Genomic DNA, 21,683 nt, shown 5'->3' on the forward strand with positions numbered 1-21,683 from the left:
CCTTTTTTACATCCGGACAATATCGGTTCCGCCGTATCCCGGCGGGTGGATAAGCCGTCAGTTATGGCGTAACGCCAGGTATAAGTATGTTTTGGATTAACGGAGAGCCGCAGCAGCAGATCGCTGTCAGCGATCGCGCTTTGCAGTATGGTGACGGCTGTTTTACTACGGCGCGCCTGCGCGAAGGTAAAATTGACTGGCTGGAAGCGCATCTGCAACGGCTACGTGAGGCAACTTCGGTGCTCAAAATTAACGGCCTCGACTGGCGGCTACTGAAGCTGGAAATGCAGGCTGCCGCGCAAAGCTGGACACAGCCAGAAGGCGTACTGAAAGTGATCCTTTCACGCGGTGCGGGCGGACGTGGCTACAGCGGGGCTAACTGTCATCAGCCTACGCGTATCATGATGCTGGCACCTGCGCCGGGCCATTATGCCGCACTGCGTGAAAGCGGCGTGCGTCTGGCAACCAGCCCGGTACGCCTCGGTATTAACCCGCTGCTGGCCGGGATAAAACACCTTAACCGCCTGGAACAAGTGTTGATCCGTACGGAGCTGGAACAGAGCGAGGCGGAGGAGGCGCTGGTGCTTGACATCGAGGGCAGGCTGGTGGAATGCTGTGCGGCTAATTTATTCTGGCGCAAGCAAAAACACCTGTTTACACCAGCGTTGCGCGGTGCGGGAGTAAATGGAATTATGCGCAGGCATGTGATCGGTCTGGCACGGCGGCATGGCTATCTTTGCCATGAGGTTCGTGAACAGCCGGAAGTGCTGGCGGAGGCGGAGGAAGTTTTTATTACCAACGCGCTGATGCCTTTACTGCCGGTTCGCCAGATTGATAACTGGCACTATCAATCCCGCATGCTTTACCAACTGCTGGCACCGGATTGCTAAAAGTGGATCAATCATGAGTCGTAAAATAAAAATTATTGCTGCTGTGGTGGTGTTGCTTGTCGCTGCTGCTGCTGCCGGTTGTTACTGGCAGGTGTTGCGCTTTGCCGCGGCACCGCTGAGGATTAACCAGGAAACTATTTTCACGCTGCCTGCCGGTACCGGGCGGGTGGCGTTGCAGGCACGGCTGGAGAGTCAGCATATTATTGCGCCTTCTTCCTGGTTCAGCGTATTGCTGAAGCTAAAGCCGGAACTGGCGAGATTCAAGGCAGGCACCTATCGCCTGGAAAAAGGGATGACAGTGCGCCAGCTGTTAACCCTGCTGGCAAGCGGTAAAGAGGCGCAGTTTCCGGTGCGCTTCACCGAAGGTACACGCCTGCAGGATGTGCTGCGTGAATTACGGAATTCGCCCTGGGTGAAGCATACGCTGAAAGACGATCGCCCAGAGACAGTTGCTGCGGCGCTAAAGCTGCCTGAAGGTGCAAACCTGGAAGGGTGGCTCTGGCCTGATACCTGGCTCTATACCGCTAATACCAGCGATGTGGCGCTGCTACAGCGTGCGCATCAGCGCATGAAGACCGAGGTTGCTGCTATCTGGCAAAATCGCCAGCCTGATTTACCGTACCAGTCGCCAGAAGAAATGGTCACCATGGCGTCTATTATTGAGAAGGAAACGGCGGTTAGCGATGAACGTAACAAGATCGCCTCGGTATTTATTAACCGCCTGCGTACCGGGATGCGCCTGCAAACCGATCCCACGGTTATTTACGGCCTGGGTGAAAAATATAACGGCGTGCTGACGCGAAAGGATCTGGAAACGCCTACGCCTTACAATACCTATACCATTAATGGGTTGCCGCCAGGACCCATCGCTTTGCCGGGTAAGGCATCGCTGGAAGCGGCAGCGCATCCGATAAAAAGCAACTATCTCTATTTTGTTGCTGACGGCAAGGGCGGGCATACGTTTACCACTAACCTGGCCAGCCATAACCAGGCGGTTAAAGCCTGGCGCATGACAATGAAGGAAAAAAATGAGCGGTAAATTTATTGTGATTGAAGGCCTGGAGGGTGCAGGCAAAACTACCGCGCGTGATTGCGTAGTAGCGATGCTGCGCGAACAGGGCATTACCGATATCGTTTTTACCCGTGAGCCGGGCGGTACGCCGCTGGCGGAGAAACTACGCGAACTGATCAAACAGGGGCTGGACGGCGAAAAAATTACCGATAAGGCGGAGCTGCTGATGCTCTACGCCGCGCGGGTGCAGCTGGTGGAGACGATAATCAAACCGGCGCTGGCGCGTGGAGCCTGGGTAGTAGGGGATCGTCACGACCTCTCTTCGCAGGCTTATCAGGGAGGAGGGCGGGGTATTGATGCTCAACTGATGCAAACGCTGCGTGATACCGTGCTGGGCGCGTTTCGTCCCCATCTGACGCTCTATCTGGACGTGACGCCCGTTATCGGTTTGCAGCGCGCACGCGCACGTGGCGAACTCGATCGCATTGAGCAGGAGTCGCTGGCATTTTTTGAACGCACCCGTCAGCGCTATCTTGCACTGGCTGCTAACGACGCGACCATTAAAACGATTGACGCAACACAGCCACTGGAAGAAGTGACGTTGTCACTTAAACGGGTTTTAGCCAGCTGGCTGGTGGAGCAGCAATAATGAACTGGTATCCGTGGCTTAATCCGGTTTATCGCCAGGTTATCAGCCAGCATCAGGCTGATCGGGCGCACCATGCGCTGCTGGTACAGGCTTTGCCGGGAATGGGTGACAGCGAGCTGGTGTGGGCTATCAGCCGCTGGCTGCTCTGCCAACGGCGCGACGGCCTGAAAAGCTGCGGTCACTGTCACGGCTGCCAGCTGATGCTTGCCGGAACGCACCCTGACTGGCACCGCCTGGCGGCAGAAAAGGGTAAAAGCGCACTCGGTATTGATGCGGTACGTGACGTGAACGAAAAACTGTTTCATCACGCGCAGCAGGGCGGTGCAAAAGTGGTCTGGCTACCCGATGCGGGAGAGCTGACCGAAGCGGCGGCAAATGCGCTGTTGAAAACGCTGGAGGAGCCGCCGCAGAACAGCTGGTTCTTTCTCAGCAGCAGCGAACCGTCACGGCTGTTGCCAACGCTGCGCAGCCGCTGCCTGCGGCTACATCTGGCACCACCGGATGAACGGCAAAGTCTGGCCTGGCTACAGAAGCAAGAGGCTGGCGCGCCTGATGCCATGCTTGCCGCACTACGCTTAAGCAGCGGAGCACCGGCGGCGGCGCTGGCGCTACTCGATCAGCAGCACTGGACTCAGCGTCAGACGCTGTGCGATACGCTTTCCATCGCGTTGAATGGAGATGTGCTTACGCTGTTACCGCAGCTGAATCACGATAACGTTGCCGAGCGCATCGGCTGGCTCGCTTCCCTATTGACGGATGCGCTGAAATGGCAGCAGAGCGGCGATCGCTTTATTACCAACGTCGATCGTCCGCAGCTGGTGTTACAGCTGGCGCAGCGCTTGCCCGCCGCCGCGCTGGATAAAAGCCTGCGTCAGTGGCTGCTTTGCCGGGATCGTCTGAGTCATATCGTGGCGGTCAATCGCGAGCTGTTGCTGACCGAACAGTTGCTGAACTGGGAAACGTTGCTTAAACCGGCGGCAGCGCCGTCGGTTCAATAATCAAAGAGAGTCGTTATGTTTTTAGTTGATTCCCACTGCCATCTTGATGGCCTGGACTATGAGACGCTGCACAAAGACGTTGATGATGTGCTGGCAAAAGCCGCCGCGCGTGACGTCAAATTTATGCTGGCGGTCGCCACGACCTTACCTGGTTTCCGGGCAATGACGCAGCTGTTAGGCGATCGGCCCAATATCGCCTGGTCCTGTGGCGTACATCCTCTTAATCAGGAAGAAGAGTGGGATTTTGCCGAGCTGCGCCAGCTGGCAGCCGATCCGCGCGTAGTGGCGATGGGGGAGACCGGGCTGGATTACTATTATCAGCAGGAAACCATGGCGCGTCAGCAGGCTTCTTTTTGTGAACATATCCGTATCGGACGTGAGCTGAACAAGCCAGTTATCGTACATACGCGTGATGCACGTGAAGATACGCTCGCAATCCTGAGAGAAGAAAAGGTTGAGGAATGTGGCGGCGTGCTGCACTGCTTTACCGAGGATCGTGAAACCGCAGGCAAGCTGCTGGATATGGGGTTCTATATCTCTTTCTCCGGCATCGTCACCTTCCGTAATGCCGAAGCGTTGCGTGAAGCGGCGCGCTATGTACCGCTGGATCGTATGCTGGTAGAGACGGATTCCCCTTATCTGGCTCCGGTGCCACATCGTGGCAAAGAGAACCAGCCTGCGTGGACGCGGGACGTGGCTGACTATATGGCAGTGCTGAAGGGCGTGGATATCGAGACGCTGGCGCAGGCTACTACGCAGAACTTCTCCGATCTGTTCCACGTTCCCATGTCACGTCTCACCGATACTCATATCTAATCTTTATTTTACTGCTCGTAATTAGTCTCTAAAAAACGTAAAGTGCAGCGCGAAAAAGTTCGCGCTGTGAATTTTTTCTACGCAAAAGTTGGCGAAAAAATAAAAAATATTCTAAAGATTAGCCGCCTGATAGGCGAAACGTGACAGGTATCAAACAAAATCGGAAGGATTTATTTTACCCTTCGTAATAAATCCAGAGGGCCTTAACAAGCCCCAATGGTGCAGGATCCTCCCTCTTGCACCGCCGCGTACTGCGCGACTAAAAGCACTCATACTCAGGAGTTCCACAATATGTTTAAGAACGCATTTGCAAACCTGCAAAAGGTCGGTAAATCGCTCATGCTACCGGTATCGGTGCTGCCGATTGCCGGTATTTTATTGGGCGTCGGTTCGGCAAACTTTACCTGGTTGCCTGCTGTTGTTTCACATGTAATGGCGGAAGCAGGCGGTTCGGTGTTCGCCAATATGCCGCTGATCTTTGCTATCGGTGTGGCGTTAGGCTTTACCAATAACGATGGCGTTTCGGCGCTGGCAGCCGTGGTCGCTTACGGCATTATGGTGAAAACCATGGCGGTGGTTGCGCCTCTGGTGCTGCATTTGCCTGCGCAGGAGATTGCCGATAAACATCTGGCGGATACCGGGGTGCTGGGCGGCATTATCGCCGGTTCCATCGCCGCTTACATGTTTAACCGCTTCTATCGCATTAAGCTGCCTGAGTATCTTGGCTTCTTTGCCGGTAAACGTTTCGTTCCGATTATCTCCGGTATGACGGCGATTATTCTGGGCGTTGTGCTTTCCTTTATCTGGCCGCCGATTGGCAGCGCGATTCAGGATTTCTCCCAGTGGGCAGCCTATCAGAACCCGGTTGTAGCCTTTGGTATCTACGGCGTCATTGAACGTTCGCTGGTGCCGTTTGGCCTGCACCATATCTGGAACGTACCTTTCCAGATGCAGATCGGCGAGTTCACCAACGCGGCTGGTCAGGTGTTCCACGGCGATATTCCGCGTTACATGGCGGGTGACCCGACCGCGGGTAAACTGTCCGGTGGCTTCCTGTTCAAAATGTATGGTCTGCCTGCTGCTGCTATCGCTATCTGGCACTCAGCAAAACCGGAAAACCGCGCGAAAGTGGGCGGTATCATGATCTCCGCTGCGCTGACTTCGTTCCTGACCGGTATTACCGAACCGATCGAGTTTTCGTTCATGTTCGTGGCACCGATCCTGTACGTTATCCACGCGATTCTGGCAGGTCTGGCTTTCCCGATTTGTATTCTGCTCGGTATGCGTGACGGCACCAGCTTCTCGCACGGTCTGATTGACTTTATCGTGCTGAGCGGTAACAGCAGCAAAATCTGGCTGTTCCCGATCGTTGGTATCGTCTACGGTCTGGTTTACTACGCTATCTTCCGCGTGCTGATCGCTAAACTGAATCTGAAAACGCCTGGCCGTGAAGATGCGACGACCGAACAGAGCACCGGCACAGCCAACGAAATGGCAGCAAACCTGGTAACGGCGTTTGGCGGTAAAGAAAACATCACCAACCTCGATGCCTGTATTACCCGCCTGCGCGTTAGCGTGGCCGACGTTTCTAAAGTCGATCAGGCTGGCCTGAAAAAACTGGGCGCAGCTGGTGTGGTTGTCGCTGGTTCTGGCGTACAGGCTATCTTCGGCACCAAGTCTGATAACCTGAAAACTGAAATGGATGATTACATCCGTAACTCATAATCATCGTTACAGGTATAAACGTGAAGGGCCGCGCAAGCGGCCTTTTTTATGCGTATAGATGAATGCAGGGGAAAGTACGCTATGACACAGATACGCGCTGAAACAACGTATTAAGGCGTTTCAAAAGAAGGAGGTGGTGTTCCTGATATCCCAACCCATACGGCTTTCCGGGCCTTTTATTCCGGCTACGGTCTGTTTCCAGTACTGGAATTTCACTCTGTCACCCTCAAAGTCATAGGTAACATCGCTGCCGTTGATGTTAACGCCCAGAATAAGGACATGCTCCAGCGTAATCCGGCAGAACTCAAGCATACCGTTACCTGCTTTACAGAGCGAGATGGTTATCGATTTTATATAATTGCCATTGGTCGCCAGTAAGAGCGTAGCTGACGTTGCCTGATCAAGTTGGCTATAGACCGTCAGGTTACGATATCTGGAATTACCGGGGCCAGGACCGTTCCTGTTGACGCCCCAGGTATAGTTTTGTATATCGCTCCAGCCCTGATGGGCACTGTCCTCTGATTCGCCCGTTACTCCATCTATCTTAAGAAACATGCTTTTCATCGTTTTCCTTTTTTATTTATTTGTGCCCGTTAAACATCGGGGATCCATGGTGATACCTGTGCGATATCTTGCTTGCTCAGGTAATTAATCAATCAAGACTTATCTGTTTTATTACTTTGATAATTTTTAATCGGCAGTAACCGTTAGCGTCAGTAAAATAATTATTGTTAGTAAATTTTTGTTTTTTCTATTTTACCGTTGTCTTTTAAACGATAATATCCGTCACTAACGGTAAAAAATAATCCGGTATTTTTACTGTAATCGACAGTGAAGACTTTTTCCTTTTCTATGCAGTTCTTCTCTGTTTTCATTTCAGGGAAGCAGAGACGATCATATTTCCCTTGTTCCATATAACCCTCTCCGAATAGCCAAAATGTTATAGTGAAATTTTTTGAAAATTCCGACTGAGGAATATTATATTTATTTTTTAACATTTCTTTGTTTTCCAGCCACCAGTTGATTTTTCCTCTGGTAGTAAAAGGAAATTTGGTTACCAGGACATCACTAAAACCACTGGTTCTTTTATGTACAGCAACAATTTCTACTGTGCGTAATGACAACCATACAGAAAAGCCCAATAACATCACGAAAAAAATCACCAGTAAACAATAAATCTTTTTTTTATTTATTTTCATTAATTTCTCCTTCTATCTCCACTATTGTTTCCATATTAGTTAAAAAAGGCCGATAACTAAAAGCCTTATGACGTTGTAGTAAGAACCAGATTCGAAAAAAGCGAAACAGGCCAAATTTAGTTTTTGAAATATCAGCTGTATCAAGCCCAAAATGATCCTGTACCTTGTAACGTACAGATGCACGATAGTTCTCTTTATCAATACGTAATGAATCTATAATGATATGCGTTGCCCAAGTATCATGTATGGTAATGCCCATTCCATTGATGTTATCCTGAAGTCTATTAAATTTTGGTAGTTTGCCATTTTTTATCCTTTCTTTCAGCTTACCTATCTTTGACACTGGATAAATTTTTTTTGACCAGTCTATATTCGTACTTAAGGCTTCTTGCAACAGTATTCGCGTGCTGTTTTCGGGGTCACGATCGTTAACTATATGCTCTTTTAGCGCCCGGTTCAGATCTAAACTGGTAAACGGAGTGCCGGTATTGTCCTGCATATGGTTAATCATTTTTACAATTAAATACTTGTAAGGACCATATAAGGCAAAACTTTGCGACAGATGACGTAGCTCGTCAAAAAGGATATTCGCGCATTCCTGATGAGTTACCTTCTCACCGGCGCCACGTGAACCATGGAACATCGAATGTGGCTGACTAAAAGGGGTAATTTTCGTCAACGTATAAGGATTAACTCTGGCAGACACATCAAGCAGATGGAAATCATTTTTTAATTGTGTTTCAGTCAGATCGCCGTAGAGCATATCGGCTGCGCCATAGTCATCCATCAAATTTTGTGTTTTAAAAATCGTACAGGGAAACTGCAATGCAGACATAGCGGTACATTCCTTGTTCCTCATTAACGTCCGTAAAAAGGGTATGCTATCTCACCAGTTGTGTAAATAATGAACACTGTTACTCGTTTAGCTATATCAGCTTAACGTTACGGTGAGATGTATATAAATGAGTGAAGCAAGCAGGTGCGGACACACTTTTTAATGCGCTGGCAGGGCAGAGAAAGCGAAAAAAATAGCGGCTCACCGGAGAGCCGCCTGTTACAGCAAAAGTATTTATCAGAGATAAACGCGCAAATATTCCGTCAGGCACAGCAATGCCATTGCCTGGCCGTAAGGCATCGAGGTCAAAGGAATCTGCCGGTAATAGTCCAGATCGCTGCCCATCGCGGTGCCAAATGAAACCTGCGTCAGCTCGCCGTCATCATTAATATGTTTGATTACGCCTTTCACCGCCTGTTCCGCCATTGGCAAATAATCGCGTGAGAGATAGCGCTTACGTACCGCTTTTAAAATACCGTAGGCGAAACCGGCGGTGGCAGACGCTTCCAGATAGCTGTCGCGATCGTCCAGCAGCGTATGCCACAGGCCGCTTTCATGCTGCCACTGTTGAAGTGCAGCCACCTGGCTTTCCAGCACCTGTTGCAGGAAACGGCGCGTTGCGTGCTGTTCCGGCCAGCCCATCAGCTCGATAAATTCCGGGATAACGATAGTCAGCCAGCTGTTGCCGCGCGCCCAGCGCGCTTTCGCGAAATTATGATTTCCATCGAAACTCCAGCCGTGGAACCACAGCCCGGTTTCCCGATCCATCAGATACTGTACGTGCAGCAGGAATTGATAGCTGGCTTCTTCTACATATTCCGGGCGATTAAGCAGCTTGCCAATTTTTGCCAGCGGCAACACGCTCATCATCAGCGTATCGTCCCACAGCTGCTGATGGTTTTCGTTGTTATAAACGATGTGTTGCAGTCCGCCCCGTTCAGTACGTGGCATTTCATACATCACCCACTCAGCCCAGCGCTCCAGCACCGGCAGCAGCGCCGGATTACCTGTCTCTTCATAGCGGTAAGCCAGCGTCAGCAAGGGACAAACGGTATTAACGTTTTTGGTCGGCGTTCCTTCCGCCAGACGTTCACGAAACCAGTCGTCGATAATTGCCAGCGTCTTGCTATCGCCGGTCTGTTGATAGTAGTGATACATCCCGTACAGCCCAATGCCGTGTGTCCACTCCCAGCCAGCCCAGCCTTTGGTATCGATAACGCGTCCGTCATCCAGCCGCAGCAGAAACTCGCCGCTCTCATCAACGATCGCCACTAAATTATCGGTCAATTTTTCAATCAGCTGCACCAGCTGTGGCCGGGGCAGTAAAAATTCAGGCTGACGTAACAGGGCGCTATGTTTTACAGGAAATACAGTCATTATTAAGATCCTATCGTTTCAAAGAGTGTGACAGCTCCGTACCTGCGGCCTGTACGGGACGCAGCGCCGGAGCAGGAGATTTGTGGCGGTTAAGGAAGCCGATATTGTTATTGCCCCACAGATTTTCATAAGGCAACCCGGCGAGCGTTTCTACCGTCGCACGCGCTTCAGGCGTAATCGATTCCGGCACCGGGCGGCCTGCCTGACGCATCTTGCTGGTTTCTTCACGCAGCACGGAATGCGTTTGCAGGTTGAGACGGAAGCGCAGGGAGATCAGGAAGCCGATAGCGAGAACGCACAGCGTGCCGACGCTGAGGATTAGCAGAATGGTATGCTGTACGGTATCGCTTTGCTGCGCCTGACCGGAAACAAAGCCGGAAAGCTGCAATACAATACCCACCAGCATTACTGCACCCGCCTGCGACGCCTTACGCGTCAGCGTCATAATTCCGGCGAAGATGCCTTCACGACGTTGTCCGGTAATTACCTCATCAACATCGGCGATATAGGTATAGATATTCCAGGGAACATAGTTGATGCCGCCACGTCCGAGTCCAGCCAGCGCGGAGATAAAGACCAGCAGCGCCATATTATCGTTCATGCCGCTGTACCACAGGCCCGCGTAAGAGAGGGCGCTCAGGGCAAACAGCGTGACCACCAGGCGATAGGAGGGCGCAGGTCCCAGGCGAATACAGAGCGGGATCATCCCCATAACGGCAATGAACTGCAAAATTGCCATTGTACCCATCAGGCTAGAGGCGATTTGGGCGCTCTGCATGAGTACAAACACTACATACCAGGTGAATACAGCGTTAAACACGTCCTGCGCAATATAGCCGCCGAGATACATGCCCAGATGCTGACGGAAAATACGCACGCGCAGCGTTGAGGCCAGCTCCACATAAAGGCGTTTCAGGCTCTGCGCCAGCGTCAGCTGCCGCTTTTCCTCTTCAGCACGGCGCGATTCTTCCGAGAACTCTTCTGCCGGACGCTCCCAGGTATAGATCCAGACCAGCGTCAGCACGATGGCGCAGATAACAGAGAAGACCAGGCTGGCGTAGAAGAAAGAAATGGCGTTATCTTTGCCGAAGTGGTTAATCAACACGCCCGGCAGGAAGGCAGCCAGAATTGCGGACAGCTGCGCCAGGGCAATACGCGCGCCGGAAAACTTGGTTTTCTTTTTGAAGTCGTCGGTCATTTCCGGTACCAGAGTTTCATAAGGTACCAGGATCATGGTGTAAACGATATCGAACAGCAGGTAGGTCAGCAGGTAGTAGAGATAGCTCATCTCACCCACCCACATCAGGCTGTAGCTAAATACGCAGGGAATGCCGAGCAGGATAAAAAACTTGCGGCGACCAAACCGTTTACCCAGCCAGGTAGAGCCGAAGTTGTCGGTAAGGAAGCCCATCAGTGGGCTGATGATGGCGTCAAGTACGCGCGCCATCGCGAAAATGAAGGTGGCCTCAATCGGCGACAGGCCGCAAAAGGTCGTATAAAAGTAGAGCAGCCACGCTGCCGTCAGGGCTGTGGTGCCGGCGCCTAAAAAGTCGCCCGATCCATAAGCCAGATAGTGCCGTAAACCGATTTTACGCGCTGGCATTGTTTATCTCCTCGTCATGACCACGAATAAAACGCATGAACTTTGAATAGCTCAATTGGATTACCCAGAAGGTAAAGGGGCGGGGGAATGCAAACCTTCGCGTTTTTGCTGCCTCCAACAGTAGACTGGCAAAAAAACAAAGGAAAACCTGCCGTGCATCTAATTTATAAAACGGCGTTTTATTTTGAGTTAAGATTGAGCAAATTATTGCGAAAAAGCGCATAAAAAACGGCTCGATGAGCAAGGTGTGTACAAAAAAGTGGCACTACAGCCGATGAAAGCAAAGAAAAGCGGCAGGAAGGTTGAAAGAAAACGAAATTGTCGCTCATACTGCCATAACTTACCTCTTTGCTAAGGATATGCCTCATGGCTGAAGAAACTATTTTCAGTAAAATTATTCGTCGTGAAATCCCTGCGGATATCGTTTATCAGGATGAGCTGGTCACCGCTTTCCGCGATATTTCACCGAAAGCGCCAACACACGTGCTGATCGTCCCGAACATTCTGGTGCCGACCACAAATGACGTTAGCGAAGCGCATGAGCAGGCGATGGGACGTATGTTTACCGTTGCAGCGAAAATCGCCAAAAAAGAAGGGATTGCGGAAGATGGCTACCGGCTGATTGTGAACTGCAACCAGCATGGCGGACAGGAAGTGTATCATATTCATATGCATCTGGTCGGCGGCCGCCCGCTGGGGCCGATGCTCAGCGCTTAATCTGTCAGCGGAACTCCACTATGCGTGCCTTATTTGCCAGCCTGCCGCTGGTTTTGCTTCTGACCGCCTGTAGCAGCGATAAACCGATGATCGATACATCGCAGTCGCTGATCATGGAATCATCGGTCCTGTCGGCGGGCATCCTCACCAGCAAGCCAACCCTTTCTGAAAAGGCCGGGCAGCAGCGCGCGGTAAGCCTGCTGGAAAACCAGCAGAGCAAGCCGGTCACCGTTCATTACCGTTTTTACTGGTATGATGATAAAGGGCTTGAAATTCAGCCTTTTGAAGCGCCACGTACCGTGGTTGTACCGGGCAATCAACGGGTTGAAATCGGCTCGCAAATAGGCAACCTGATGGCGAGTAAAGTTCGTCTTTATCTTTATCTGTAAGGGGAAAAACCGTGTCCAGAGGTGTAAAACTCTCCGGCGTAATGCTGCTGGCTTTCGTTCTCGCCGGTTGTATTAACAACCAACAGCCGCAACAGCCGCCCGCGCCGATAGAACCGGTGCAGCCTGCACCGCCGGTCGTGGTACAGCCGCCGCCGATAACCAGCCCGCAACCGGGTGAAGCGGTGCCGCAGCCGCCGAAGCTGAAAAGCATCGACTGGGATGCCAGCCTCCAGCCATTAGTGAAACAAATGCTACAGGCGCAGGGCATTACACCGGGTAGCGTGCTGTTGGTCGATCGTATCAAAAACAGTACCAACGGTAGCCTGCAGGCAGCAAAGGCAACGACAGCCTTACAGAACGCGCTGGCCAACAATAATACCTTTACGCTGGTCACGCCGCAGCAGCTCGCTCAGGCTAAGCAAACGCTTGGCCTGTCACCGGAAGATAGTCTCTCCTCGCGTAGTAAAGCGGTGGGGCTGGCGCGCTACGTTGGCGCGCAGTACGTGCTTTACAGCAACGCACAGGGCGATGTTAAATCCCCTGAGCTGCAAATGCAGCTGATGCTGGTGCAAACAGGAGAAATTATCTGGTCGGGCAATGGCAGCGTACAGCATTGATCGCGAGCTACAGTCGCTGATTGATGCTCAACAACCGGCAGCGTCGTCTGCCGGTTCTTTTTATCCGCTAAATGGCCTGACCGGGCTGTCCGGCAGGGTTGTTTGCGGTTCGCAGCAGTGGCTGGCACGTCGTACTCCATCATCTCCCATTCCCTTTATCTGCCGTCGACGTGAGCGGCGTATTCTGCATAGCCTCGCGGCGAGCGGGCTGGCACCGCGCGCGCTGGCGAGCAATACACGCTGGCTGTTGCTGGAGTGGCTACCCGGCGAGACGCTGTCGCCTGCGGATTTTTCTGCGCTCCAGCCGCAGCTGGTTACGCTGATGGCGCAGCTGCATCGTCAGCCACTGAGCGGCTATCGGCTACGGTTGTTGCCTTTACTCCAGCACTACTGGCAGCGCTGTCGTTATCGTCATCCGCGCTGGCTGCGTCGGCTACGACGGCTGGCGCAGCAGGGCGAGCCTTCGCCGTTACGGTTGGGGCTGTTGCATATGGATATTCATCCCGGCAATGTGCTGCGACAGGGTGACGACTTGTGTTTGATTGACTGGGAATATGCTGCCGACGGTGATGTCGCGCTGGAGCTGGCCGCGGTTATCGGCGGCAACGCGCTGGACATTGCCGCGCAGCGCCGTCTGCTGGCCGATTACGCCCGCGTCAGCCACCTCAATGTTGCTACGCTAGGCCGTCAGGTGGCGCGCTGGCAACCCTGGCTTCAGCTATTGACAGCCAGCTGGTATCAGCTGCGCTGGGAGCAGAGTGGCGATGACGCGCTGTGTCAGCTCGCCGTAGAAGCCTGGCGACAAATTTAGCGCGCCGCTTGCGCATTCCCGCTATGATGTGCGCCAGTTTTTACAGGAGAAATCATCATGTCGATACCCGGTCCGGTGATGCTGGATGTAACAAGTTACGAACTGGACGCCGAAGAGCGTGAAATTCTGGCCCATCCGCTGGTAGGCGGTCTGATTTTGTTTGCGCGTAACTATCACGATCCCGCCCAGCTACGCGAGCTGGTGCGGCAAATTCGCGCCGCTTCCCATACGCGGCTGGTGGTGGCGGTCGATCAGGAAGGCGGGCGGGTACAGCGTTTCCGCGATGGCTTTACCACGCTGCCCGCGATGCAGTCCTTTGCTGCCCTGAACGCGCCGGAGCAGGCCGATGCGCTGGCGCAGGAGGCGGGCTGGCTGATGGCAGCGGAAATGATCGCGATGGATATTGATATCAGCTTCGCACCGGTGCTGGATATTGGGCACATCAGCGCGGCGATTGGCGATCGCGCTTTTCATGAGGATCCGCAGATCGCGCTGCGCGTTGCTCGTCGCTTTATTGCCGGAATGCGTGAAGCGGGCATGAAAACTACCGGTAAGCATTTTCCCGGACACGGTGCCGTCAGCGCCGACTCCCATAAAGAAACGCCGCGTGATGAGCGCGATGCTGCTACCATTTGCCAGCACGATATGGCGATTTTTCAGCAGCTGATAGCGGAAAGCGCACTGGATGCCATCATGCCTGCGCACGTTATCTACACGCAGCTGGATCCGCGCCCGGCGAGCGGTTCCGCTTTCTGGCTACAGCAGGTGCTGCGCGGTGAACTAAGCTTTGATGGTATTATTTTCTCCGACGATCTTTCTATGGAAGGCGCGGCGATCATGGGCAGCTATGCCGAGCGGGCGCAGGCATCGCTGGCTGCTGGCTGCGATATGGTTCTGGTCTGCAACCATCGCCAGGGTGCGGTTAGCGTGCTGGATAATCTGCCTGCGATCAAGGCAGAGCGGGTAAGCCGCCTGTATCATCAGGGATCGTTCAGTCGTCAGCAGCTGCTGGATTCAACGCGCTGGCAGCAGGCCAGCGAGGCGCTAAGCGCGCTCCAGTCGCGCTGGCTGGCGCACAAGGCGTCGGGCAGTTAACCGCAATGCCCGGCAGGTTAATCAAGGGTGAGGATAACAATGATTATTTATCTGCACGGTTTTGATTCCAGTAGTCCGGGCAACCATGAAAAAGTGCTGCAGTTGCAGTTTATCGATCCCGACGTGCGGTTGCTGAGTTACAGTACCCGCCATCCGAAGCATGATATGCAGCATCTGCTGAAAGAGACAGACAAGATGCTGATGCTGAACGTTGACGATCGCCCGCTGATTTGCGGCGTCGGGCTGGGCGGCTACTGGGCCGAGCGCATCGGCTTCCTTTGCGATATTCGCCAGGTGGTCATTAACCCTAACCTCTGGCCCTATGACAATATGGGCGACAAAATCGATCGTCCGGAAGAGTACCTTGATATCGCCACCAAATGCGTTGATAACTTTCGCGAGAAGAATCGCGATCGCTGTCTGGTACTGCTTTCGCGTCATGACGATATGCTCGATAGCCAGCGCAGCGCGCAAACGCTACAACCCTGGTATGAACTGATCTGGGATGAAGAGCAGCCGCATAAATTTCCTTCGCTTTCTCCTTACTTACAACGTATCAAAGCCTTCAAAACGCTGGGCTAACGCCTGCCTGCCGGGATAACGCTGATGGTTATCCCGCTTTCCTGCACCTTGCTGCTAGCGTGATGGGGAAAAATTGATCTGCATCAAATTTGGTATGACCAACTTACCCCGTCATGTTATTCTCACCGTAGCTCGCGATTTAATTTCGCAACCCTATGTTATCTAAAGTTTTTATTAACTTATATTTAACCTTTGGTTTACATTTTGAGGGGGTCTTTTGACTATACCGTTGAAAAAGATTGTTATTGTTGGGGGAGGCGCTGGCGGTCTGGAGCTGGCAACGCAGCTGGGGCATAAGCTGGGCCGCAGCAAAAAGGCGGAAATTACCCTGGTGGATCGCAACCACAGCCATCTGTGGAAACCGTTGCTGCATGAAGTGGCTACCGGTTCGCTGGATGAAGGGATCGACGCGCTCAGCTATCTTGCCCATGCGCGCAATCATCATTTTCAGTTTCAGCTTGGCTCGCTGGTTAATATCGATCGTGAAAATAAACGGCTACAGCTGGCAGAAATTCGCGATGCGCAGGGAGAGGTGCTGGTGCCCGCGCGCGAGGTTGCTTACGACACGCTGGTCATGGCGCTGGGCAGTACCTCGAATGATTTCGGTACGCCGGGCGTGAAGGAGCACTGCATCTTCCTCGATAACCCGCATCAGGCACAGCGTTTTCATAATGAAATGCTGAACCTGTTCCTGAAATATTCAGCTAACGCCAGCGAGCAGGAAAAAATTAACATTGCCATCGTCGGCGGTGGCGCAACCGGCGTGGAGCTTTCTGCCGAGCTGCATAACGCGGTCAAACAGCTGCACAGCTACGGCTATAAGGGGCTGGATAACCAGGTCCTGAACGTGACGCTGGTGGAGGCGGGCGAGCGTATTCTGCCCGCGCTGCCGCCGCGTATTTCCGCTGCGGCGCATCAGGAATTAACCAAGCTTGGCGTACAGGTACTGACGCAAACGATGGTAACCAGCGCCGACAAAGATGGCCTGCACACCAAAAGCGGGGATTTTATTGCGGCGGATCTGATGGTCTGGGCGGCTGGGATCAAAGCACCAGATTTTATGAAAGAGATTGGCGGGCTGGAAACCAACCGCATTAATCAGCTGGTAGTAAAAGAGACGCTGCAAACCACGCGCGATGATGACATTTATGCCATCGGCGACTGTGCATCCTGTGCGCTGCCGTCAGGGGGCTTTGTACCGCCGCGCGCGCAGTCGGCGCACCAGATGGCTTCAAAGGCGATGGATAATATTCTGGCGCAGATGCGCGGTCAGGCGTTAAAACCTTACGTCTATAAGGATCACGGTTCGCTGGTTTCGCTCTCCCGCTTCAGCACGGTTGGCAGCCTGATGGGTAACCTGATGCGTGGATCGATGATGGTGGAAGGGCGCATTGCGCGTTTCGTCTACATCTCGCTCTACCGTATGCACCAGATTGCACTGCACGGCTATTTTAAAACCGGCCTGATGATGCTGGTTGGCAGCATTAACCGCGTGATTCGCCCCCGTCTGAAGCTGCACTAAGCCACATCTGCTGGCTTAATGCTGGCCTGCGTCGCATCAGTGGCGCAGGCTGTTTATCCCTTCCCGGCATTTGTTAAGAACTCTCTGAAAAGCCAGTCTTTACTGCGCTTTAGCGCTTTTCTTCCCTTTATCTGATTGCCGCTTTACCCCTGCGTCTGCAAAATTTTTATTACTACCACGGCGGGTCGCGCACGCCGAGGATACCAGGCTGCAACGGAAGCAGCAGCGGTAAGATTGCGCGGTAACATTACCAGGAGGTTTTCCTGTGAATAAATCAATGATAGCGGGTATAGGTATTGGTGTAGTGGCTGCTCTGGGCTGCGCTGCTGTCGCCAGCATGAATGTGTTCAATCCTGCCCCCCAGTACGCACAGGTTATTTCCGCAACGCCCATCAAGGAAACTATCAAGAATCCCCGTCAGGAGTGTCGCAACGTAACGTTGACCCATCGTCGCCCGGTGCAGGATGAAAACCGCATCGCCGGATCGGTGTTGGGCGCGGTGGCTGGTGGCGTATTAGGTCATCAGTTTGGTGGTGGGCACGGTAAAGATGTTGCTACCGTTGCCGGAGCACTGGCGGGTGGCTACGCGGGGCATCAGGTGCAGGGCAGCCTGCAGGACCGTGATACCTACACTACCACCGAGCAGCGCTGTAAAACCGTTTACGATAAGCAGGATAAAATGCTGGGCTATGACGTCACCTATAAAATTGGCGATCAGCAGGGAAAAATTCGAATGGAAAACGATCCCGGCACCCGCATTCCGCTCGATCGTAACGGTCAACTCATCCTTAATAACAGCGACAACGATAGTCGCGCATAACTACCCTGTCTTTATCAGCATATTAAGGGGCCATTGCGGCCCCTTTTTTTTATCTGTCAGCTTGCCAGCATGTGCGCCTGCATCTGCTCCATCAGCTCACGTATCCAGTCCATGCGCAGCTTGCGCTCTTCCAGGTCGCGAGTAAACTTCAGACGCGTTGGGCCATCAAGCCGCCACTGTTTCGGGTCCTGCTGCAACAGGCTAATCAGCCAGCCTGGATCAACCTGGTTTTTCTCTGCGAACTCAATAAAGCCACCTTTTTCGCTGGCCTCAATCCGGCGCACGCCAAGCTGCTGTGCGGACAGGCGCAGCGCGGCGATATCCAGCAGGTTACGCGCCGCATCCGGCAGATTGCCGAAGCGATCGATCAGTTCTACCTTCAGGTCATCCAGCTCGCGACGATCGTCAGCGCTGGCAATGCGCTTATAGAAAGAGAGGCGGGTATTGACGTCCGGGATAAAGTCGTCCGGCAGCAGGGCAGGCATTCGCAGCTCGATCTCCGTCTGGTGGCGGGTCAAGTCTTCCAGAGATGGTTCACGTCCTTCTTTCAATGCATCAACCGCGTTCTCCAGCAGCTCCATATAGAGCGAGAAGCCAATGCTCTCCATCTGGCCGCTTTGATCTTCGCCCAGCAGTTCACCCGCGCCGCGAATTTCCAGATCGTGCGTTGCCAGGGCAAAACCCGCGCCCAGATCTTCCAGCGACGCGATCGCCTCCAGACGCTTGTGCGCATCGGTGGTCATCGCTTTCGGCGGCGGCGTTAACAGCCAGGCGTAGGCCTGATGATGTGAACGCCCGACGCGCCCGCGTAGCTGATGCAGCTGCGCCAGGCCAAAGTGATCGGCGCGCTCGATGATAATGGTATTGGCGGTAGGAATATCGATACCGGTCTCGATAATGGTGGTACAGACCAGCACGTTAAAACGCTGGTGATGGAAATCATTCATCACCCGTTCCAGATCGCGCTCGCGCATCTGCCCGTGACCGATAGCGATACGCGCTTCCGGCACCAGCTCCGCCAGACGATGGGCCGCTTTCTCGATATTCTCTACGTCGTTATAGAGATAATAAACCTGACCGCCGCGCAAAATTTCACGCAGGATCGCCTCGCGCACCACCAGGCTGTCATACTCGCGTACAAAGGTTTTCACCGCCAGGCGACGGGCGGGTGGGGTAGCGATAATCGACAGATCGCGCATACCGCTCATCGCCATATTTAACGTTCGCGGAATCGGCGTGGCGGTCAGCGTCAGAATATCGACATCGGCGCGCATCGCCTTGATGCGCTCTTTATGACGTACGCCAAAGCGATGTTCTTCATCGACAATCAGCAGTCCGAGATCGCGCCATTTCAGATCGCTCATCAACAACTTATGGGTGCCGATCAGGATATCAATCTTGCCATCGCTTGCCTGTTCCAGCACCTGCGCCTGCTCTTTGGCGCTACGAAAGCGGGAAAGCATCTCAATGCGCACCGGCCAGTTGGCGAAGCGGTCGCGGAAGTTATCGTAATGTTGCTGCGCCAGCAGCGTGGTCGGCACCAGTACCGCTACCTGCTTATTGTTTTCTACCGCCATAAAAGCAGCGCGCATCGCCACTTCGGTTTTACCAAAGCCAACATCGCCGCACACCAGCCGATCCATCGCCAGCGGCTGACGCATATCGTTCAGCACCGCATTAATCGCCTGCGCCTGATCCGGCGTGGTTTCAAACGGGAAGCTGTCACAAAACAGCTGATACTGTTCACGATCGTATTTAAAGGCGTAGCCCGATTTAGCAGCGCGCTGCGCATAGATATCCAGCAGTTCCGCCGCCACGTCACGTACTTTTTCCGCCGCTTTCTGACGCGCACGTGACCAGGTATCGCTGCCCAGCTTGTGCAGCGGGGCGTTCTCATCCGCGCCGCCAGCGTAGCGGCTAATCAGATGCAGCGAAGAGACCGGAACATAGAGTTTGGCATCGTTGGCATAGGCCAGCATCAGGTATTCCGCTTTGATGCCGCCCGCTTCGAGCGTGGTCAGGCCGATATAGCGGCCCACGCCATGCTCAAGGTGCACCACCGGCTGACCGGGATGCAGTTCCGCCAGGTTGCGGATCAGCACATCCGGGTTGATAGTGCGACGCGTATCCTGGCGGCGACGGCTGACGCGTTCGCCCAACAGATCGCCTTCGCAAATCAGCGCGCGCTGGCGCAGATTATCAATAAAACCGCGCTCGCTGGCACCAATCATCAGATAATGGCCCGCTGCGCTGGCCTGATCGAGGCACTGAATCGCTTTCGGTTGCAGCTTGATGCGCGCCAGCAGCTCCTGTAACGCTTCGCGGCGGCCTTCGCTCTCGACGGAAAAGATCACGGCACCGTGAAAACTTTCCAGAAAGCGGCGCAAATTATCCAGCGGCGCTTTTGCCTGCGGTTCCACCGCCAGCTCCGGCAACGGCTGATAATCGAGGTTGCTGTTGGCCGCTTTATCCGGCAGCGTTTCGCCGCTCATGCGCACCCGCGGCCACTTTTTCAGCTCGGCAAAAAGCCCGTCGGTACGCAGCCAGAGCGTTTCCGGCGGCAGCAATGGGCGCATCGGATCGACGCGGCGATTCTCGAAGCGCGCCATAATATCCTGCCAGAAACGCTCGGCGCTCGCTTCCAGATCGCCGGTGCTGACCACCAGCGTGCCGCGTGGCAAATAGCTGAACAGCGGCACCAGCGGCTGCGCGAAAAACAGCGGCTGCCAGTATTCAATGCCTGCGGGCAGCGTACCTTTACTTACCTGCTGATAGATATGCTCCGGCTCGCGGCGCACATCAAAATGCTCGCGCCACTGGCTGCGAAACAGCTCAATTGCCGCTTTATCGGTCGGGAATTCGTGCGCGGGCAGCAGGTTGATCGCCTCAACCTCTTCCAGCGTACGCTGACTGTCGACGTCAAACAGCCGCAGGCTGTCGATCTCATCATCGAAAAAGTCGATACGGTAGGGCTGTTCGCTGCCCATCGGAAACAGGTCCAACAGCGCACCGCGCGTGGCGTATTCGCCATGCTCCATCACCTGATCGACGTGACGATAGCCTGCCTGTTCCAGCTGATCGCGCAGGCGATCGCGTGACAGCTGCTGGCCTTTATGCATCACCAACGCATGACTATGCAAAAATTCGTGCGGGCAGTAGCGCTGCATCAGGGTGGTCACCGGCAGGATCAGCACGCCGCGCTCCAGCGTCGGCAGGCGATAGAGCGTGGAAAGGCGCGAAGAGATAATGTCCTGATGGGGAGAGAAGCTGTCGAACGGTAGCGTTTCCCAGTCTGCCAGGCTGATAACCGGCTGGCGAGTAAACTGTCTGATTTCATCCTGCAGCCGCAGCGACGTTTGCATATCCGGCGCAATCAGCATCACCAGTCCGGGGTGACGCTCCGCCATTTCCGCGCATTCAACGGCACAGGCGGCACCGGTAAGCTGGCCCAGCTGGCGTTGATCGGCTGCCGCGGCGGGCAGGGCATAGCGAATCTGTTCGGGCATAGTCTTTTCGACGTTCTCTCTGTTTATTTCAGGGGCGTAATCATTCCACAGAACGCGGCACGGATCATCTGCTGAGGCAGGCTTTTTGCTCCAACAGGATGATACGCCGCGCCGTAACCTGTGTCAGAAGGCGGGATGGCGGTAATAAAACGCATCGTCCCAGCGCACCTGATAGCTGGCGGAAAAATCACCCTGTGAGAAAACAGCGATAACCATAACGCGAATTTCACCAGACTGATGTTTGACAATTGTGCCTTTTGCATACTTACTCATAAACGGCTCCGGTACCGCTGCTGTGGCTGGTTTATATCCTTAACCCTTTAAATATCAAGGGCAAGTATAGTGCAGTTTGGTGCAGGAGCGAGGAAGACGGCGTCGTCTGCGCTATTTTCCGCCAGCGGACAGCGGCTGAAAAATTCTGACGCATCTTTCGCGTTAACACTGGCGGGTAAAGGTTCCATAAAGCAGGCGGCTCCTTTATCATCCTGACTACTTTGCTTTTTGCCACGCATAAGACGGA

At 53.7% G+C, this 21,683-nt stretch carries 22 protein-coding genes; 14 read left to right on the forward strand and 8 right to left on the reverse strand.

Annotated features, from left to right (window positions below; genetic code table 11):
• Positions 1 to 86: 86 nt before the first annotated feature.
• From pabC to ptsG, 6 genes are all read left to right on the forward strand, one after another.
• Complete coding sequence (gene pabC, locus C7M51_RS04550) at positions 87 to 890, forward strand: aminodeoxychorismate lyase (protein WP_160620695.1); 804 nt, start codon at positions 87 to 89, stop codon at positions 888 to 890.
• A gap of 13 nt (positions 891 to 903) precedes the next feature.
• Positions 904 to 1,929: an endolytic transglycosylase MltG gene (gene mltG / locus C7M51_RS04555; RefSeq protein ID WP_160620696.1), complete on the forward strand. Its 1,026-nt coding sequence runs from the start codon at positions 904 to 906 to the stop codon at positions 1,927 to 1,929.
• Positions 1,919 to 2,551 carry a dTMP kinase gene (tmk, locus tag C7M51_RS04560; protein ID WP_160620697.1) on the forward strand — a complete coding sequence of 211 codons (633 nt, stop codon included), beginning with the start codon at positions 1,919 to 1,921 and terminating at the stop codon, positions 2,549 to 2,551. The genes mltG and tmk overlap by 11 nt, the downstream gene beginning before the upstream one ends.
• A complete protein-coding gene (gene holB, locus C7M51_RS04565) occupies positions 2,551 to 3,549 on the forward strand; it encodes a DNA polymerase III subunit delta' (protein ID WP_160620698.1) in 999 nt (332 codons plus the stop codon). The genes tmk and holB overlap by 1 nt, the downstream gene beginning before the upstream one ends.
• Before the next feature lie 15 nt (positions 3,550 to 3,564).
• Positions 3,565 to 4,365, forward strand: a complete 801-nt coding sequence (locus tag C7M51_RS04570) for a metal-dependent hydrolase (RefSeq protein WP_160620699.1) — start codon at positions 3,565 to 3,567, stop codon at positions 4,363 to 4,365.
• 291 nt (positions 4,366 to 4,656) lie between these two features.
• The gene (ptsG, locus tag C7M51_RS04575; protein ID WP_160620700.1) at positions 4,657 to 6,090 is read left to right on the forward strand and encodes a PTS glucose transporter subunit IIBC; all 1,434 of its coding nucleotides are present in this window, start codon (positions 4,657 to 4,659) and stop codon (positions 6,088 to 6,090) included.
• 120 nt (positions 6,091 to 6,210) lie between these two features.
• Here ptsG and C7M51_RS04580 read toward each other — a convergent pair whose 3' ends face one another.
• From C7M51_RS04580 to C7M51_RS04600, 5 genes are all read right to left on the reverse strand, one after another.
• Positions 6,211 to 6,654: an Hcp family type VI secretion system effector gene (locus C7M51_RS04580; protein ID WP_160620701.1), complete on the reverse strand. Its 444-nt coding sequence runs from the start codon at positions 6,652 to 6,654 to the stop codon at positions 6,211 to 6,213.
• A gap of 167 nt (positions 6,655 to 6,821) precedes the next feature.
• Positions 6,822 to 7,289 (reverse strand): DUF943 family protein, encoded by a 468-nt coding sequence (locus tag C7M51_RS04585; protein WP_160620702.1) that lies wholly within the window; start codon positions 7,287 to 7,289, stop codon positions 6,822 to 6,824.
• A complete protein-coding gene (locus tag C7M51_RS04590) occupies positions 7,276 to 8,124 on the reverse strand; it encodes a YPO3983 family protein (RefSeq protein WP_160620703.1) in 849 nt (282 codons plus the stop codon). The genes C7M51_RS04585 and C7M51_RS04590 overlap by 14 nt, the downstream gene beginning before the upstream one ends.
• Before the next feature lie 237 nt (positions 8,125 to 8,361).
• Entirely contained in the window at positions 8,362 to 9,501 is a 1,140-nt protein-coding gene (gene bglB / locus C7M51_RS04595; protein ID WP_160620704.1) for a beta-galactosidase BglB, read from the reverse strand.
• A gap of 10 nt (positions 9,502 to 9,511) precedes the next feature.
• A complete protein-coding gene (locus C7M51_RS04600) occupies positions 9,512 to 11,104 on the reverse strand; it encodes an MFS transporter (protein WP_160620705.1) in 1,593 nt (530 codons plus the stop codon).
• A gap of 366 nt (positions 11,105 to 11,470) precedes the next feature.
• On the opposite strand from C7M51_RS04600, the gene hinT reads away from it, so the two are divergent.
• The 8 genes from hinT to C7M51_RS04640 all read left to right on the forward strand — a co-directional run bounded on the left by hinT (position 11,471) and on the right by C7M51_RS04640 (position 17,657).
• On the forward strand, positions 11,471 to 11,821 hold the full coding sequence (gene hinT, locus C7M51_RS04605) for a purine nucleoside phosphoramidase (RefSeq protein WP_160620706.1): 351 nt from the start codon (positions 11,471 to 11,473) through the stop codon (positions 11,819 to 11,821).
• Between the two features lie 20 nt (positions 11,822 to 11,841).
• Positions 11,842 to 12,210 carry a YcfL family putative periplasmic lipoprotein gene (locus C7M51_RS04610; protein ID WP_160620707.1) on the forward strand — a complete coding sequence of 123 codons (369 nt, stop codon included), beginning with the start codon at positions 11,842 to 11,844 and terminating at the stop codon, positions 12,208 to 12,210.
• An 11-nt stretch (positions 12,211 to 12,221) separates the two neighbouring features.
• A complete protein-coding gene (lpoB, locus tag C7M51_RS04615; protein ID WP_160620708.1) occupies positions 12,222 to 12,827 on the forward strand; it encodes a penicillin-binding protein activator LpoB in 606 nt (201 codons plus the stop codon).
• Positions 12,808 to 13,638, forward strand: a complete 831-nt coding sequence (gene thiK, locus C7M51_RS04620) for a thiamine kinase (protein ID WP_160620709.1) — start codon at positions 12,808 to 12,810, stop codon at positions 13,636 to 13,638. The genes lpoB and thiK overlap by 20 nt, the downstream gene beginning before the upstream one ends.
• A gap of 57 nt (positions 13,639 to 13,695) precedes the next feature.
• Positions 13,696 to 14,733 (forward strand): beta-N-acetylhexosaminidase, encoded by a 1,038-nt coding sequence (gene nagZ / locus C7M51_RS04625; protein ID WP_208852117.1) that lies wholly within the window; start codon positions 13,696 to 13,698, stop codon positions 14,731 to 14,733.
• 39 nt (positions 14,734 to 14,772) lie between these two features.
• Positions 14,773 to 15,315 carry an alpha/beta hydrolase YcfP gene (gene ycfP, locus C7M51_RS04630; protein ID WP_160620710.1) on the forward strand — a complete coding sequence of 181 codons (543 nt, stop codon included), beginning with the start codon at positions 14,773 to 14,775 and terminating at the stop codon, positions 15,313 to 15,315.
• Positions 15,316 to 15,532: 217 nt separating this feature from the next.
• Positions 15,533 to 16,837, forward strand: coding sequence for an NAD(P)/FAD-dependent oxidoreductase (locus C7M51_RS04635; protein ID WP_160620711.1), 1,305 nt, complete (start codon positions 15,533 to 15,535; stop codon positions 16,835 to 16,837).
• Positions 16,838 to 17,102: 265 nt separating this feature from the next.
• Complete coding sequence (locus C7M51_RS04640) at positions 17,103 to 17,657, forward strand: glycine zipper 2TM domain-containing protein (RefSeq protein WP_160620712.1); 555 nt, start codon at positions 17,103 to 17,105, stop codon at positions 17,655 to 17,657.
• Positions 17,658 to 17,713: 56 nt separating this feature from the next.
• On the opposite strand, the gene mfd is transcribed toward C7M51_RS04640, so the two are convergent.
• From mfd to C7M51_RS04655, 3 genes are all read right to left on the reverse strand, one after another.
• Positions 17,714 to 21,163: a transcription-repair coupling factor gene (mfd, locus tag C7M51_RS04645; RefSeq protein WP_160620713.1), complete on the reverse strand. Its 3,450-nt coding sequence runs from the start codon at positions 21,161 to 21,163 to the stop codon at positions 17,714 to 17,716.
• A 123-nt stretch (positions 21,164 to 21,286) separates the two neighbouring features.
• Positions 21,287 to 21,436, reverse strand: a complete 150-nt coding sequence (locus tag C7M51_RS04650) for a hypothetical protein (protein ID WP_160620714.1) — start codon at positions 21,434 to 21,436, stop codon at positions 21,287 to 21,289.
• Between the two features lie 47 nt (positions 21,437 to 21,483).
• Positions 21,484 to 21,675, reverse strand: a complete 192-nt coding sequence (locus tag C7M51_RS04655) for a hypothetical protein (RefSeq protein ID WP_160620715.1) — start codon at positions 21,673 to 21,675, stop codon at positions 21,484 to 21,486.
• Positions 21,676 to 21,683: the final 8 nt, after the last annotated feature.

The organism is Mixta intestinalis, from assembly GCF_009914055.1.
GTDB classification, from domain to species: domain Bacteria; phylum Pseudomonadota; class Gammaproteobacteria; order Enterobacterales; family Enterobacteriaceae; genus Mixta; species Mixta intestinalis.

Coding starts and splice junctions, on each gene's coding strand:
- ptsG (WP_160620700.1), top strand. CDS start 4,657: ATGTTTAAGAACGCATTTGCAAACCTGCAAAAGGTCGGTAAATCGCTC.
- C7M51_RS04590 (WP_160620703.1), bottom strand. CDS start 8,124: ATGTCTGCATTGCAGTTTCCCTGTACGATTTTTAAAACACAAAATTTG.
- C7M51_RS04655 (WP_160620715.1), bottom strand. CDS start 21,675: ATGCGTGGCAAAAAGCAAAGTAGTCAGGATGATAAAGGAGCCGCCTGC.
- C7M51_RS04585 (WP_160620702.1), bottom strand. CDS start 7,289: ATGAAAATAAATAAAAAAAAGATTTATTGTTTACTGGTGATTTTTTTC.
- hinT (WP_160620706.1), top strand. CDS start 11,471: ATGGCTGAAGAAACTATTTTCAGTAAAATTATTCGTCGTGAAATCCCT.
- mltG (WP_160620696.1), top strand. CDS start 904: ATGAGTCGTAAAATAAAAATTATTGCTGCTGTGGTGGTGTTGCTTGTC.
- C7M51_RS04610 (WP_160620707.1), top strand. CDS start 11,842: ATGCGTGCCTTATTTGCCAGCCTGCCGCTGGTTTTGCTTCTGACCGCC.
- C7M51_RS04600 (WP_160620705.1), bottom strand. CDS start 11,104: ATGCCAGCGCGTAAAATCGGTTTACGGCACTATCTGGCTTATGGATCG.
- C7M51_RS04650 (WP_160620714.1), bottom strand. CDS start 21,436: ATGAGTAAGTATGCAAAAGGCACAATTGTCAAACATCAGTCTGGTGAA.
- ycfP (WP_160620710.1), top strand. CDS start 14,773: ATGATTATTTATCTGCACGGTTTTGATTCCAGTAGTCCGGGCAACCAT.
- C7M51_RS04570 (WP_160620699.1), top strand. CDS start 3,565: ATGTTTTTAGTTGATTCCCACTGCCATCTTGATGGCCTGGACTATGAG.
- pabC (WP_160620695.1), top strand. CDS start 87: ATGTTTTGGATTAACGGAGAGCCGCAGCAGCAGATCGCTGTCAGCGAT.
- thiK (WP_160620709.1), top strand. CDS start 12,808: ATGGCAGCGTACAGCATTGATCGCGAGCTACAGTCGCTGATTGATGCT.
- mfd (WP_160620713.1), bottom strand. CDS start 21,163: ATGCCCGAACAGATTCGCTATGCCCTGCCCGCCGCGGCAGCCGATCAA.
- bglB (WP_160620704.1), bottom strand. CDS start 9,501: ATGACTGTATTTCCTGTAAAACATAGCGCCCTGTTACGTCAGCCTGAA.
- nagZ (WP_208852117.1), top strand. CDS start 13,696: ATGTCGATACCCGGTCCGGTGATGCTGGATGTAACAAGTTACGAACTG.
- holB (WP_160620698.1), top strand. CDS start 2,551: ATGAACTGGTATCCGTGGCTTAATCCGGTTTATCGCCAGGTTATCAGC.
- C7M51_RS04580 (WP_160620701.1), bottom strand. CDS start 6,654: ATGAAAAGCATGTTTCTTAAGATAGATGGAGTAACGGGCGAATCAGAG.
- tmk (WP_160620697.1), top strand. CDS start 1,919: ATGAGCGGTAAATTTATTGTGATTGAAGGCCTGGAGGGTGCAGGCAAA.